A 13,971-nucleotide genomic window follows, 5' to 3' on the forward strand; every position below is an offset into this window, starting at 1 on the left:
CACGGCCGCGCCTCGCTGCGGTCGGCGTCCAGGCTGGAAGGCATCGCCAGGTGGGGTGTCGCCCCACCCCGGACGCAGCCCACCTCGGGCGGCCCCGGAGCCACGTGCCCACGTTCACGTCGCCGGGAGCCGCCCGGGGTGTGCCGGTAGGGCGGCATCGGCGGCCGGGCTCGGGCGTTCACTCGGAACGGCGAGGCCACGGCCACCAGGTCAGCGGGACACCGAACGAGGCCGCGGCGACGGGGCCCGTGAGCGCTACGACGCGGAGGCCGTCGACCAGGGCTGGGGTTGCTGCGCTGACTCCTTCGGTACGAGCTCGATGAGCTTGTGGTCCTTGCCGCGGTGCAGGTCGATCTTGAGCCGGAGCCCGCCCAGCCGGGCGAGGAACAGGCCCACGGAGAGCGCCGCCAGGGCCGCGACCAGGCCCCCGGACAGGAAGCCGATCCGGGCGCCGAACTGGTCCGTGACCCACCCGACGAGCGGCCCGCCGAGGGGGGTGCCGCCGACGAAGACCATCATGAACAGGCTCATGACGCGGCCGCGCATCGCCGGGTCCGTGGCGAGCTGCACACTGGCGTTGGCGGTGGTGTTGAACGTCAGCCCGAACATGCCGATCGGCAGCATGAGCACCAGGAACACCCAGTACGTGGGCGCCAGCGCCGCCACCATCTCCAGCGCGCCGAAGGCGAACGCGGCACCCACCAGCAACCGCAGCCGGGTGCTGCCGCGGCGGGCGGCCAGCAGCGCGCCGATGACGGAGCCGACCGCGAGCACGGAGTTGAACAGGCCGTACATCCCGGCGTCGCCGTGGAAGACGTGGTCGGCGAAGGCGGTCAGCCAGATCGGGAAGTTGTACGCGAAGGTGCCGATGAAGCCGACCAGCACGATGGGCCAGATCAGCTCGGGCCGTCCGGCCACGTAGCGCAGGCCCTCGCGCAGCTGGCCCTTGCCGCGCGGGGCGGTGGGCACGGCGTACAGGTCGGAGTCGCGCATCAGCAGCAGACCGGTGAGCGGCGCCAGGAAGGACAGGCCGTTGAAGAGGAAGGCCCATCCGCTGCCGACCGCGGTGATCAGCACACCGGCGACGGCCGGGCCGATGAGCCGGGCGCTCTGGAAGTTCGCGGAGTTCAGCGAGACGGCGTTGCGCACGTCGGCCGGGCCGACCATCTCCACCACGAAGGCCTGCCGCGTCGGGTTGTCGACCACGGTCACCATGCCGAGGCCGAAGGCGATCGCGTAGACGTGCCACACCTGCACCGAGCCGGACAGGGTGAGCGCCGCCAGCAGCAGGCCGAGCGCGCCCATGGTCACCTGGGTGCCCAGCAGGATCCGGCGCTTGGGGTAGCGGTCCGCGATCACGCCACCGTAGAGCCCGAACAGCAGCATCGGCAGGAACTGCAGCGCGGTGGTGATGCCCACCGCGAAGGAGGAGCCGGTCAGGCTCAGCACGAGCCAGTCCTGCGCGATCCGGGACATCCACGTCCCGGTGTTGGAGATCAGCGCGCCCGAGGCGAACAGCCGGTAGTTGCGGTTGCGCAGCGAGCTGAAGGTCCCCCTGCGGGAGGGGTCCGGCGGGCCGGCGACGCGGGACGCCTCGGCGGCGCCCGCGGCGGTGTCGGCGCCCGCCGGGTTCGCCAGGTCGGCGGGGTCGGCGGCCTCGCCCGGTTCGACGGGTTCAGCCGGTTCGGACGGTTCGGCCGCCCGGTCCGGCGGCGCCGCGTCGGCGGACGGCCCACCCGGCGCGGGGTCGGGGGTGGTCGGTTCGGGTGCGGCGTCAGATGCGGCTGCCGAACTCAATCGGGTTTCGCCTCCTCATCGAGGGTTGGTGTCGGAGTGAGCGAGCTTCTCCAGGACGGGGGCCGCGGCCCGCAGCACCGCACGCTCGTCGTCGTCGAGCCCCTCCATGAGCTGCGCGAGGAAGGCGTTCCGTTTGACGCGGCTCTCCTCGAGCATCGCCTCGGCCGCCTCGGTCTGCCGGACGACGACCTGGCGGCGGTCGTCCGGGTGCGGGTCCCTGCGGACCAGCCCCTTGGACTCGAGCATGGCGACGATGCGGGTCATCGACGGCGGCTGGACGTGCTCCTTGCGGGCCAGTTCCCCGGGCGTGGCGGAGCCGCAGCGGGCCAGGGTGCCCAGCACCGCCATCTCCGTGGGGCTCAGCGACTCGTCGACCCTCTGGTGGCGCAGTCGACGGGACAGCCGCATCACGGCGGCGCGCAGCGTGTTCACCGCTGTGCGGTCGTCCTCGGACAGTTCAGTCACGTTACTTAGATTAGCTCATTAGCAATGCTAAGGAAAACGCGGTACCCGTGCCAAACGCATTCGTGAGCGAACTCACCCATCCGGGTGAGTTCCGACCCGAAATCGACGCACGCACGACCGATTGACCCGGACCCTGGCCCCATGGCTTCGAGAGTGCTCAGCATGCGTATAGACGGGGACCTGCTGGACCGTCTCCAGGCTCACGCCGCGAAACGCGGAATGAGCGTCCAGGACTACATAGTCCGGACGCTCATTCGCGACGACTTCGACGAGCGGCTCAAGGCCTCCGTCGACGAGACCGAGCAGTTCTACGCGGAGGGCTACGCCAGCCCCAGCGCCGGCATCAGGTAGTAGAAGACGAAGACGCCCGCCACCACGTACAGCGCCGGCGGCACCTCACGGCCGCGCCCCGTCGCCAGCCGCAGCAGGCAGAAGGTGATGAAGCCGATGCCGATGCCATTGGTGATCGAGTAGGTGAAGGGCATCAGCAGCATCGTCAGGAACGCCGGGACGGCGATCGTGAAGTCGCTCCAGTCGATGTCCCGGACACCGCCCGCCATGATCAGGAAGCCCACCGCCACCAGCGCGGGGGTCGCCGCCTGGGCCGGGACCATGGTGGCCAGCGGCGTGAGGAACAGCGCCACCACGAAGAGCAGACCGGTGACGACCGACGCGAGCCCGGTGCGCGCGCCCTCACCGGCGCCGGCCGTGGACTCCGCGTAGCAGGTGTTGGCCGAGCAGGAGGTCAGACCACCGGCGGCGGTCGCGATGCCGTCGACCATCAGCACCTTGCTCATCCCGGGCAGATCGCCCTTCTCGTCCAGCAGGTGCGCCTCGTCGCTGACGCCGAGGATGGTGCCCATCGCGTCGAAGAAGCAGCTCAGCAGCACGGTGAAGACGAAGAGCAGGCCCGTGACGATGCCCACCTCGCCGAAGCCGCCGAACAGGCTCACCTTGCCGAGCAGCCCGAAGTCCGGGGTCGAGACGGGATTTCCCGGCCACTGCGGCACGGTCAGGCCCCACGCGCCCGGCTTGACGTCCGCGACCGCGTCCACGATCAGCGCGAGCACGGTCATCGCCACGATGCTGATGAGGATCGCGCCGGGGACCTTGCGGGCGAGCAGCGCCAGCGTGACCAGCACGCCGAGGATGAAGATCAGCACCGGCCAGCCGAGCAGGTGCCCGTTCCCGCCGAGCTGCAGCGGCACGGTGGTGTGCGCGACGTCCGGGATGCGGGAGACGAAGCCGGAGTCGACCAGGCCGATCAGCACGATGAACAGTCCGATGCCGATGGCGATCGCCTTGCGCAGCCCCAGCGGGACCGCGCTCATGACCCGCTCCCGCAGGCCGGTGGCGACCAGCACCATGATCGCCAGGCCCGCGAGGACGACCATGCCCATGGCGTCCGGCCAGCTCATCCGGGGCGCGAGCTGGAGCGCGACGATGGTGTTCACGCCGAGGCCGGCCGCGAGCGCGATCGGCACGTTGCCGATGACACCCATCAGCAGCGTGGTGAACGCGGCGGTCAGGACGGTGGCCGTGACGAGCTGGCCGTTGTCGAGGTGGTGGCCGTACTTGTCCACGCCCGAACTCAGGATGATCGGGTTCAGGACGATGATGTAGGCCATCGCGAAGAAGGTGGCCAGTCCGCCGCGGATCTCGCGGGGGATCGAGGACCCCCGCTCGGAGATGCGGAAGTACCGGTCGAGCGCGCCATGGGCGGCCGCCGGGGGCGGGGGCGGGGAACTGGACACGACCTTTGCGGTGGTCGACGGGGACATGCGGGTCCTTGCGGGGGGAGGGGCGGAGCGGGGGGAAGCGGCTTGCTTGGATGTTCCTACGAATGAATCACGTCATCCACAGATGGATTCAGTATGAACATATGAACGGACCAAACGCTATCTCCGCGCGTAGACCCCCCAGGGGGCATGAGTAGGCTGTGCGGTATGAGCAGCAGCGAGCCCGGCAACCCCGACAACACGGCCGGCACCTCCGGCACGGACCGGCCGACCGAGGGCACGGCGACACCGTTGCGCGAGGCACCGGCGCCGCTGGAGGCCAACGATGTCGCGACCGTCACCATCGGCACCGTCGTCTGGTTCGCGCTCTTCGTCGTGCAGCTGCCCTTCTACGGCTGGTACGCGGACCACGGGCACGCGTGGATCATCTGGACCTGCCTGGCCGGCGGCGGTCTCGGCCTGATCGGCCTCTGGTACGTCCGCGCCCGCCGCGACGCGATCGCCCGGTCCAGGGCCGCCGAGCAGGCCGGTGAGCCGGAGCACGCCGAGCACGCCTGACCTCCGACCCGGGTGGACACCCACCCCGGGACATCCCGGAGACGCCCGGGCTCACGACGCGTCCGCGGCGATCGACACGTACCGTCGAACTCATGACGGACCGCATGGGGACTCAGGCGTGGGACACGGCGGGCGCCGTGCCGCCGGCGCTGCGGGGGCTGACGGGTGCCGAGGTCGCGGAGCGGGTGGCGCGGGGCGAGGTCAACGACGTCCCCGCGACGTCCTCGCGCTCGCTGGCCGACATCGTGCGGTCGAACATCTTCACCCGCTTCAACGCCATCATCGGCGTGCTCTTCCTGATCATCCTGGTGGTCGGCCCGATCCAGGACGGGCTCTTCGGCTTCGTGATCATCGCCAACACCGGCATCGGGATCTTCCAGGAATGGCGCGCCAAGAAGACCCTGGACGGCCTGGCCGTCATCGGCGAGGCCAAACCGGTGGTCCGCAGGGACGGCGTCGCGACGCGGGTCCCCACCTCCGGGATCGTCCTCGGCGACCTGGTGGAGCTCGGGCCCGGCGACAAGGTGGTGGTCGACGGCGAGGTCGCCGAGGCCGACAACCTGGAGATCGACGAGTCCCTGCTCACCGGTGAGGCCGACCCGGTGGTCAAGCACCCCGGCGACCCGGTGATGTCCGGCAGCTTCGTCGTCGCCGGCGGCGGCGCGTTCACCGCCACCAAGGTCGGCCGTGAGGCGTACGCCGCGCAACTGGCCGAGGAGGCCAGCCGCTTCACCCTCGTCCACTCCGAACTGCGCAGCGGCATCAGCCAGATCCTGAAGTACGTGACCTGGATGATGGTCCCGACCGCGATCGGCCTCATCGTCAGCCAGCTGGTGCTGGAGGGCAACGACTGGCGCGAGGCCGTCCGCCGCATGGTCGGCGGCATCGTGCCGATGGTCCCCGAGGGACTCGTGCTGCTGACCTCGGTGGCCTTCGCGATCGGGGTGGTCCGGCTGGGCCGCAAGCAGTGCCTGGTGCAGGAACTGCCCGCGATCGAGGGGCTCGCCCGGGTCGACGTGGTGTGCCTGGACAAGACCGGCACGCTCACCGAGGGCGGCATGGACGTCTCCGAACTGCGCATGCTCGACGGCCTCCCCGAGCCCTACGTGCGGCAGGTGCTCGGCGCGGTCAGCGCCTCCGACCCGCGGCCCAACCCCACGCTCGCCGCCGTCGCCGAGGCCTTCCCCGCCCCGGACGACGGCTGGCACGTCACGGAGGCGCTGCCGTTCTCCTCCGCCCGCAAGTACAGCGGCGCCGCGTTCACCGGGCCGGACGGCGACAGCAGCACCTGGCTGCTCGGCGCCCCCGACGTCCTGCTCCCCGGCGGCGACCGCGCCCTCGCCGAGATCGACGACCTCAACGCCCGGGGACTGCGCGTCCTGCTGCTCGCCCGGGCCCGCAAGGGGCTGGCCGACGCCGCGGTCACCGCCTCCGTGACCCCGGCCGCGCTGGTCGTGCTGGAGCAGCGGCTGCGCCCCGACGCGGGGGACACGCTGCGCTACTTCGCAGATCAGCAGGTGCAGGCCAAGGTCATCTCCGGCGACAACGCGGTCTCCGTCGGCGCGGTCGCGGGCCAGCTGGGCCTGCCCGGCGCCCACGCCCCGGTGGACGCCCGCAGCCTGCCGGCCGACCGCGGCGAGATGGCGGCCGTCCTCGACCGCGGCACGGTCTTCGGGCGCGTCACGCCGCAGCAGAAGCGGGACATGGTGGCTGCGCTCCAGTCCCGCGGCCACAACGTCGCGATGACCGGTGACGGGGTCAACGACGTGCTCGCGCTCAAGGACGCCGACATCGGCGTCGCCATGGGGTCCGGCTCGGAGGCCACCCGGGCCGTCGCGCAGATCGTGCTGCTGAACAACAGCTTCGCGACCCTGCCCTCGGTCGTCGCCGAGGGCCGCCGCGTCATCGGCAACATCACGCGCGTCGCGACGCTGTTCCTCACCAAGACCGTCTACTCGGTGCTGCTCGCCCTGCTGGTGGTCATCTGGCACGCGCCGTACCCGTTCCTGCCCCGGCACCTGACGCTGCTGTCCACCCTGACCATCGGCGTGCCCGCCTTCTTCCTGGCCCTGGCCCCCAACAAGGAGCGGGCCAAGCCGCAGTTCGTGCGGCGGGTGATGCGGTACTCGCTGCCCGCCGGGGTGATCGCGGGCGTCGCCACCTTCGTGACGTACATGCTGGCCCGCCACCACTACCAGGGGGCGGACGCGCTCGACGCCGAGACCAGCGCGGCCACGCTGACGCTGTTCCTCATCGCCATGTGGGTGCTGGCGATCGTCGCCCGCCCCTACACCTGGTGGCGGATCGTCCTGGTGCTCGCCATGGGCGCGGCCTTCCTCGTCGTCCTGGTCGTCCCCTGGCTCCAGGAGTTCTTCGCCCTGCGCCTGGTCGGCACCCAGGGCCCCTGGACGGCCGTCGCCGTGGCGGTCGCGGCGTCGGCGGTGCTGGAAGTGGTGTGGCGCCGGGTGTCCCGGGCGGACGTCTGAGGCGCCCGCCGGAACACCCGGCGCCCCGTCCTCACTTGACGTCGACGTAGTCCGCGGAGGCGAACGACGAACCGGTGGTGGAGGAGCCGGCGTAGGCGTAGCGCCAGTAGCCGTCCGCCGCGGCCTTGACCGTGGTCCGCAGCGCGCCCGTGCTGCTCGCCGTGATGGTCCTGACGCTCACGAAGTTGGGCGTGCCCGCCTTGCGGAACTGGAGCACGACCTTCTGCTTGCCGTAGCCGGCGTACTTGTGGGTCTGCCAGTTCGCGAGGGTCAGGGCGCCGGTGACGGTGATCGTCCCGCCCTTCTTCACCGGCTCGGGCGCGGCGTTGACCGTCAGGTGGCTGGCCCGCAGCACCTTGAAGGTCTTGGCGGGGTCCTTCTGGATGTAGTGGCCGTCGTTGAGGCCGTTGGCGTAGGCCCACATCTTCCAGGTGCCGGCGAGGGCGTTCTTGCCCGGGTCGATGACGTCGGTCAGCACACAGGTGTAGGTGGCTGCGGTGTGCTTGCCGCAGATCGGCAGCACGACCCCGCCCCCGTCGTGGTGGTTGACGTCCGCACCGTGGTAGAGGATGCCGCCGGCGTCGCTGATGCCGTTGGGGTCGGAGGCGGTCAGCCGCACCGTCACCGAGGCCCGGCCGTTGCCGCCGAGGACGATGGGCTTGCCGTTGTTGATCACCAGGTTGGTGATCCTGGTGTCACCGGCCACGATGTCCTTCGGCGCCGCCGAAGCCGCCTGCGCGGCCGGCACCGCGAGCGCCGACAGGGCCAGGACGCCGCTCACGGCGGCCGCGGTGGAACGAGTACGCGTCGTGCGCATGATTACCCCCACATCGATACGGTCCCGCCGCGTGTCCCCCCGGCGGGTGACGTTGCCGTCGTGACCAATGTGCACGCGCTCTCCCGCCGTGCCGAGGGTTACCGCCGGACCGCCGCCCGCTCGTCGACCTGCTGTTGCAGGACGCCGACATCGTCACCGGAGCTGTCGCGCGGCGGCACCCGCCGTTCATGTACGCCGGGCGCCGCCCGCACATGCGGCAGCCGGACCCCGCGGGGCGGGAGTCCGGCTGCCGTGGTGCGTGGTGCGGTGCTTACTTGACGTCCACGTAGTCCGCGGCGGCGGAGACCGCGACGGTGGTGGTGTTGCCGGTGTAGACGTAGCGCCAGTAGCCGTCCGCCGCGGCCTTGACCGTGGTCTTCAGCGCGCCCGTCGTGCTCGTCGTGACGGTCTTGACGTTCACGAAATTCGTGGTGCCCGTCTTGCGGAACTGGAGCACGGCCCTCTGGCCGACGAAGGCGGAGTACTTCGCCGTCTTCCAGTCGGCGCGGGTCAGCGCACCGGTGATCGTGAGGGTCTGGCCCTTCTTGACCGGCTCCGGGGCGGCGTTGACCGTCAGCCGCGTGGCGCGCAGCACCTTGGTGGTGGCGACCTTGTCCTTGGTGACGACCCCCTTGCCCGCGTCGTCGGCGTCCTTCGGGATCACCACGCCGTAGGCGTACCAGGTGCCGCCCGCGGTGTTGTTGCCGAGGTCGCGCTTGGCGTTGACGTTGAACGTGACGGTGCAGGTCGAGGTCGTGCTGTTCACGGCCTTGCACACCGGGTCGGCGTCCGAGGAGTCGAGCTCGTCGCCCGCGGCGTTGTGCAGGAAGGCGACACCGGCGAGATCGATCCCGGAGTCGTCGCTCGCCGTGAGGGAGGCCGTGAAGGTCTGGTTGCCGGTGCCCAGCACGATGGGCTTGCCGCCGTTGATCACGACCTTGCCGATCGTGGCCGCCTTGGCGGTGTCGGCGGTGGCCGCCGGAACAGCCAGAACGGAAAGGGCCGCAGCCGTGCCGAGCACGACCGCGGCGGTACGTATACGCATGTGTCCCCACACTGTGGAACGAGGGGCCTGGCCCCGAATGAGCGCCGAGAATGGCGGTCGCATCGTATACACGTCCGATTCGGCGCGAGGAAACCGGGTGGCCCCGACTCAGTCGAACCAGCGGTCGCGGGCCAGCTCCTCCGTGCGGGACCCGTCCTCCAGCAGCGCGGCGACCTCGAAGCGGCGCTGCCAGGCACCGGCCGCCCAGGACAGACCGGCGGCGACGCCTTCCAGAGTGGCGGCGTGCAGGGTGCCGTCGATCCAGCGCCAGTCGAGTTCGACGCGGGCTCCGTCGGGGCCCTCGACGAGGAGCTCCTCGTGCTCGATGTAGGTCAGGGGCGCGCCGGGCAGCAGCTCGCGCACCGCCCCGGCGACGTCGTGGGGCTCGCCCTCGGAGACGACGGGGGCGGCGAAGGCCTCGCTGAGCCGGCGCACCTGGAACAGTTCGGCGAGGGCGGCGGCACGCGCCGGCGGCACGGGCAGCAGCGGGCGGCCCGTGGCGAGCGGCAGCAGGTCGGGGGCGTCGGCCACGAGCGCGTCGGCGGCCTCGACGATCTCCGGGTACCGGCTGTCCACCACCGCGCGCAGGTCGTCGGGCAGCGTCACCTGCTCGGGGTCGAGGGCCGCCAGCTCCGAGTAGAGCCGGTGCAGCTGGGCCGGGGTGACGGCGCGGCGCGGGTCGACGAGCCGGGCGAGCAGTTCGGCCGCGCCGCCGGGTTCGTCGAGCAGGGCCGCGGCGGAGGTGCGCACACCGAGGGCGCGCAGCACCTGGTCGTCGACGGCGCCGGCCTCGGCCTCGTCGTAGAGCCCGGCGAGCAGCGGGTCGCTGCCCGTGGCACGCAGGCCGACCGGGCGCCGCCCGTCCAGGACCGGATGGTCGCGCAGCCACCACGCGGTGTACGGGCTCACCGACTCCGTCGTGCCGTCGGGCAGCAGCACCCGCACCGGCTGGGTGATCGCGTCGCGCAGCGGCGGAACGGAGAGCATGGCGAGCGCCTGCGGCCAGGCGTCGTCGTCGACGAGGTCGAGGTCGCGGACGGCGACGATCTCGGTGGCGACCGGCGGCACATCGGTGTCCGGCAGCTGGTCGAGGACGTCCTCGCACCACACGTCGACCGCGTCGAGCAGACCGGCGTCGTCCGGCTCGGCCCAGTCGCTCTCCCGGGGCTCCAGCTCGTCCGGGTCGAGCACCACGTCGGTGGCGCGGACCAGGGCGAAGGTGGCCAGCACACCGACCGCGGTCAGCGGCTGCTCGCCCCAACGGGAGGCCAGGTCGCCGTCCACGGCGCCGAGTTCACCCTCCCGGATGACCTGCTCGAAGAGGCTCCCGGGCAGGACGAGCTCGCCGGCGGGGGCCAGTTCGCCCTCGTCGTCGGTGAGGGCGAACGCCGCCAGCCACGGCTCGTCACCGGGGGCGAGGTTCGCGGCGCGGACGAGGCCGAGGACGACCTCGGCCAACTCCTCGGGGTCCAGGGCGTTGTCGTCCCAGACCTCGTCGGCCTCCAGGGAACCGGCCACCGCGGCCCGCACCTGGGGGGTCGTCAGAACGGCACGAGGGGTCGCCGGGGTGGCGCCGAGCTTCTCCAGCAGCGGGTGCGTGGCGTCCGGGTCGGCCACCTTCAGGCCCAGCCGGGCCAGTTCTGATGCCGCGGGCAGGGCGGTGCCGGCCGCGGCCTGGTCCCCGTCCCCGTACACGCTGTCCATCTCGGGCAGCGGCAGCAGCACCTGGCGCGGGCCGACGACCGTACGCCCGTCCGCCAGCGGCACCGGCAGACCACTGAGGCGGTCCGGGTCGGTGCCGGCCAGCGAGTCGTAGAGCCGCCGCCACCAGGGCGCGGGGCGCTCCACACCGCCGAGGCGGTCGATGGCGTCGCCCAGCGGCAGCCGCGCCACACCGAGTACGCGCAGCTCGGGGCGGCGCTCCAGGCCGGGGGGCAGCAGCGTCGGGAAGACCTCGGCCAGCACGCGGACGGTCTCCGCACCCGCGCCCTCGACGACCTCGGCCTCCACCGGGCGCAGCGCGGCCGGCAGGGCGTCCTCCTCGTCCGGGCCGGCCGGAACGTCCGCCGCGCGCGGCAGAAACGCGGTACGCGGCAGCAGCTCCAGGACCCGGCGGCGCAGCTCCGCGTCCAGCTCTCCCTTGCCGAGCGGACCGGGTACGAGGTCCACGATGCCCGCACCGACCGGCCGCCAGTCGGCCAGCAGCCGCACCAGCGCCTCGGCGGCCCGGCCCACCAGGAACGCGGTCAGCGGGCCCGGCGCGGCGTGCCGCCGGGTCGGGTCCAGCGGGAGCGAGGCGATCAGCAGCGCGGGCAGGCCCAGCGGCTCGTCCGTGGGCGTCGGCGCGTGCACGAACGGCGCGGTGCGCGGGCGCTCCGGCTCCCCCTCGGCACCCACGGGCACGGCCCAGGTCACCGACCACACCGGGCGCAGCCGCTCCTCGACCGGCCGGTCGGCCAGCAGCGCCGGGTCCAGGTCGCCGGCGTCGGTCACGGTGCGCCAACGGGTCGTGCCGTTCGCGCTGTCCTCGATCACGGTGAGGCCGTCGTCCGTGCGGCGGGTCAGCGTGCGCAGGCCCTCCGGTGTCTCCACGACGACCTCGGCGAGACCCGGGAGGGTCAGCAGCAGCGCGTCGTCGATCGAGGCGAGCAGGCGGCCTGCCAGGTCGGCGGCCGCGCCGTCGCGCAGCGGCAGCACCACGACGGTGTCGTAGCCGTCCGGCGCGGTGCCCTCGGCGGGCAGCGGCAGGCGCAGCACCGGCACGTGGCCGTCGCGGCGGCGCAGCTCGTCGGTGAGTCCCGGAGAACGGCCGCCGGTCTCGTTCGCCAGGTCCCTGGCCTCGGCCAGCGACCACCGCACGCCGCCGGAGCGGCTGAGGATCGCGGGCTCGTCGGAGACCGCGAGCACGGCGGAGAAACCGACGCCGAAACGTCCCACGACCGCGCCGGCGTCGCCGGGCTCGCGCTTCGCGCTGGCGCGCAGCGTCGACAGGGACTCCACCCCGACGGCGTCCAGATGCGCACCGGTGTTGGCGGCGGCGAGCACGCCTTCCCGCAGCGTCAGCCGCAGGCGGCCCGGCACGCCGGCGCGGATCGCGGCGTCCGCGGCGTTCTGGGCGAGCTCCACGACGAGGCGGTCCCGGTAGCCGCCGAGCGCGAGGTCCTCCTCCGCGTTCGCGTCCTCACGGAACCGGGCGGGCGACGCGGCCCACGCGTCCAGCACCGCCCGCCGCAGCCGCCCCGTCCCGAACGGATCTGCGCCCCGGTCCATCGCGGTCCCGCTCACGTCGCCTCTTCCCTCACGAAGTCTGTGCGCCCGACGCTACCGTGGCTCGGCCGCCGCGGACGCCCCGCCTTTCCCGCCCGCCCTCCCGGGTGCCCTGTGAAGTCAGGGCGCCCCGGCGCGCGTGGTGGGTGGGCCGGGTTCGGGGCCTCCGGGCCGGCCATTCTGGACAGCACATTTAGGTGCCTCCGGTGCCTCCACTGATCACCCCGGGTCATGCACCCAAATATGCTCCACAGTCCAGAACGCCCACCTCCCCCAGCCTCCGGCCGGGGGTGCCCCCACCTCCCCCGCCCCCTCGGTTTCGTCATGCGCCTGATCCCCGGAGAGGGGTAGAGACGGCACCGTGCACGGGCCACCCATTGGCGCGACGCCGTCCAGGTGCCCAGCCGTCACCGCCAACACCCCCACCGGGGATCAGGCGCGACAAACAACGGAGGGGGCGGGGCCGTAGGGGTGGATGTTCTGGACGGTGCGGCATATTTGTGCGCACTGTCCGGGCGGGGATGGGATGAGCAGGTGCTGGAAAGGCGCGTAAATATGCCAGTCCAGGACGTGCAGCCCCGGAGGCCCCGAACCCGGCCCACCCCACACGGGCGCCGGGGTAACTGACTTCACGGGGCACCCGGGAGGGCGGGCGGGGAAAAAACCTCCCCGCACAGCAAGCGCAGCGTCTAGCTGTGGCCCAGCTCCTCCTGGGGAGTGGTGTCCTCGACGGACCCCTGCCGGTCAGGGTGAAGCGGCAACGGCTCCACCGCCGTCTCGTCCAGCACGGGCGGCGCCGGACGCGGCGTCTTGGGCATGATCGCGGCCTCGGAGTGCGCACCGCACCCGTACCCGAGGGAGACGACGCGGCCGTCGGCGGGCGCGAACTCGTTGGCGCAGACGCCGAAGGCCTGCCGGAGGGAGCCCGCGAGGGGGACGAGGAAGCCGCAGGAGACGCACTGGGCGGGGGCGGACTGCGCCATGGGCGCCTTGGGCCCGTACTCGTCCTCCCAGCGGTCCGCGGCGACGTGCAGCCCGTAGCGGGAGAGCACGCGCGGGCGGCCCATGCCGATCTCCTCCGCGACCGCGGCGATCGTCCCGACGGTGGGCGCCATCGGCAGCTGCGCCGGCGGGCCGGCGGAGACCTCGGCGTCCTCGGCCTCGACGAGCTCGGCCATCTCCTCGGAGATGGGGGAGTTCGGCGGTGGGACGTCCTCGCCGGAGAAGCCGGGTTCGAGGCGCAGGTCCTCCGCGTCGGTGGGGAGGAGGTCGCCGGGGCCGAGGTCGCCGGGGCGCAGGCGCTCGCTCCAGGGCACCCATTCGGGGGCGAGGACGGCGTCCGGGCCGGGCAGCAGCACGGTCTCGTCGAGGGTGACGGCCTTGGCCCGGGAGGCGCGGGTGAGGGTGACCGCCCACCGCCAGCCCCGGTAGCCCGCCTCGCGGCAGTCGAAGAGGTGCGTGACGACACGCTCGCCCTCGGCCACCGCTCCGAGGTGGTCGCCGACCGCTTCGGGGCCGAAGGCCTCGACGGCCGCCCCGAAGGCGACGTCGACCGCCTCGGCGCACACGCGGTCAGGGGTACGGCTTCGCATCGCAGCACTCACAAGAATCGATTCTCTCCTACGCCGTTTCACGCGTGCGCCGCCAAGCATCGGGCGGGCGGTGGCGGAGCGGACCCGAGGACCGCTTCAACGCTGCCGGCCCGAACGAACCCGGGCGCACCTGTTGACTCCATTCTGCGCGATCGCACGCTATCGGTGCGCACCCCGTTCGGAAAGCCGCCCGGTAGGGCAGACT

10 protein-coding genes are annotated in these 13,971 nt (G+C 72.5%); 3 read left to right on the forward strand and 7 right to left on the reverse strand.

The features are described 5' to 3' along the window. Positions 1-255 precede the first annotated feature (255 nt). Together ACFYXS_RS17705 and ACFYXS_RS17710 are read right to left on the reverse strand one after the other, a co-directional pair. Positions 256-1,638: an MFS transporter gene (locus ACFYXS_RS17705; protein WP_389249853.1), complete on the reverse strand. Its 1,383-nt coding sequence runs from the start codon at positions 1,636-1,638 to the stop codon at positions 256-258. Between the two features lie 174 nt (positions 1,639-1,812). Then, positions 1,813-2,205: a MarR family winged helix-turn-helix transcriptional regulator gene (locus ACFYXS_RS17710; RefSeq protein WP_389249855.1), complete on the reverse strand. Its 393-nt coding sequence runs from the start codon at positions 2,203-2,205 to the stop codon at positions 1,813-1,815. Between the two features lie 198 nt (positions 2,206-2,403). Here ACFYXS_RS17710 and ACFYXS_RS17715 point away from each other — a divergent pair, with 198 nt between their 5' ends. Further along, positions 2,404-2,613 carry a ribbon-helix-helix protein, CopG family gene (locus ACFYXS_RS17715; RefSeq protein ID WP_319662981.1) on the forward strand — a complete coding sequence of 70 codons (210 nt, stop codon included), beginning with the start codon at positions 2,404-2,406 and terminating at the stop codon, positions 2,611-2,613. On the opposite strand, the gene ACFYXS_RS17720 is transcribed toward ACFYXS_RS17715, so the two are convergent. Further along, positions 2,583-4,043 (reverse strand): NCS2 family permease, encoded by a 1,461-nt coding sequence (locus ACFYXS_RS17720; RefSeq protein WP_389248991.1) that lies wholly within the window; start codon positions 4,041-4,043, stop codon positions 2,583-2,585. The genes ACFYXS_RS17715 and ACFYXS_RS17720 overlap by 31 nt on opposite strands. 249 nt (positions 4,044-4,292) lie before the next feature. On the opposite strand from ACFYXS_RS17720, the gene ACFYXS_RS17725 reads away from it, so the two are divergent. Beyond that, positions 4,293-4,559, forward strand: a complete 267-nt coding sequence (locus ACFYXS_RS17725; RefSeq protein ID WP_389249857.1) for a DUF2530 domain-containing protein — start codon at positions 4,293-4,295, stop codon at positions 4,557-4,559. Positions 4,560-4,651: 92 nt separating this feature from the next. Next, positions 4,652-7,045: an HAD-IC family P-type ATPase gene (locus tag ACFYXS_RS17730; RefSeq protein ID WP_389248993.1), complete on the forward strand. Its 2,394-nt coding sequence runs from the start codon at positions 4,652-4,654 to the stop codon at positions 7,043-7,045. A 31-nt stretch (positions 7,046-7,076) separates the two neighbouring features. Here the strand turns inward: ACFYXS_RS17730 and ACFYXS_RS17735 are convergent, their stop codons facing one another. From ACFYXS_RS17735 to ACFYXS_RS17750, 4 genes are all read right to left on the reverse strand, one after another. After that, positions 7,077-7,862, reverse strand: coding sequence for a calcium-binding protein (locus tag ACFYXS_RS17735; RefSeq protein WP_389248995.1), 786 nt, complete (start codon positions 7,860-7,862; stop codon positions 7,077-7,079). A 271-nt stretch (positions 7,863-8,133) separates the two neighbouring features. Beyond that, positions 8,134-8,907 (reverse strand): calcium-binding protein, encoded by a 774-nt coding sequence (locus tag ACFYXS_RS17740; protein ID WP_389248997.1) that lies wholly within the window; start codon positions 8,905-8,907, stop codon positions 8,134-8,136. Positions 8,908-9,015: 108 nt separating this feature from the next. Then, positions 9,016-12,177 (reverse strand): sacsin N-terminal ATP-binding-like domain-containing protein, encoded by a 3,162-nt coding sequence (locus tag ACFYXS_RS17745; RefSeq protein WP_389249859.1) that lies wholly within the window; start codon positions 12,175-12,177, stop codon positions 9,016-9,018. Positions 12,178-12,863: 686 nt separating this feature from the next. Beyond that, positions 12,864-13,766, reverse strand: a complete 903-nt coding sequence (locus ACFYXS_RS17750; RefSeq protein WP_389248999.1) for a DUF3027 domain-containing protein — start codon at positions 13,764-13,766, stop codon at positions 12,864-12,866. Between the last annotated feature and the right edge of the window lie 205 nt (positions 13,767-13,971).

Origin of the sequence: Streptomyces sp. NPDC002574, assembly GCF_042889545.1 — a bacterium.
GTDB lineage: Bacteria > Actinomycetota > Actinomycetes > Streptomycetales > Streptomycetaceae > Actinacidiphila.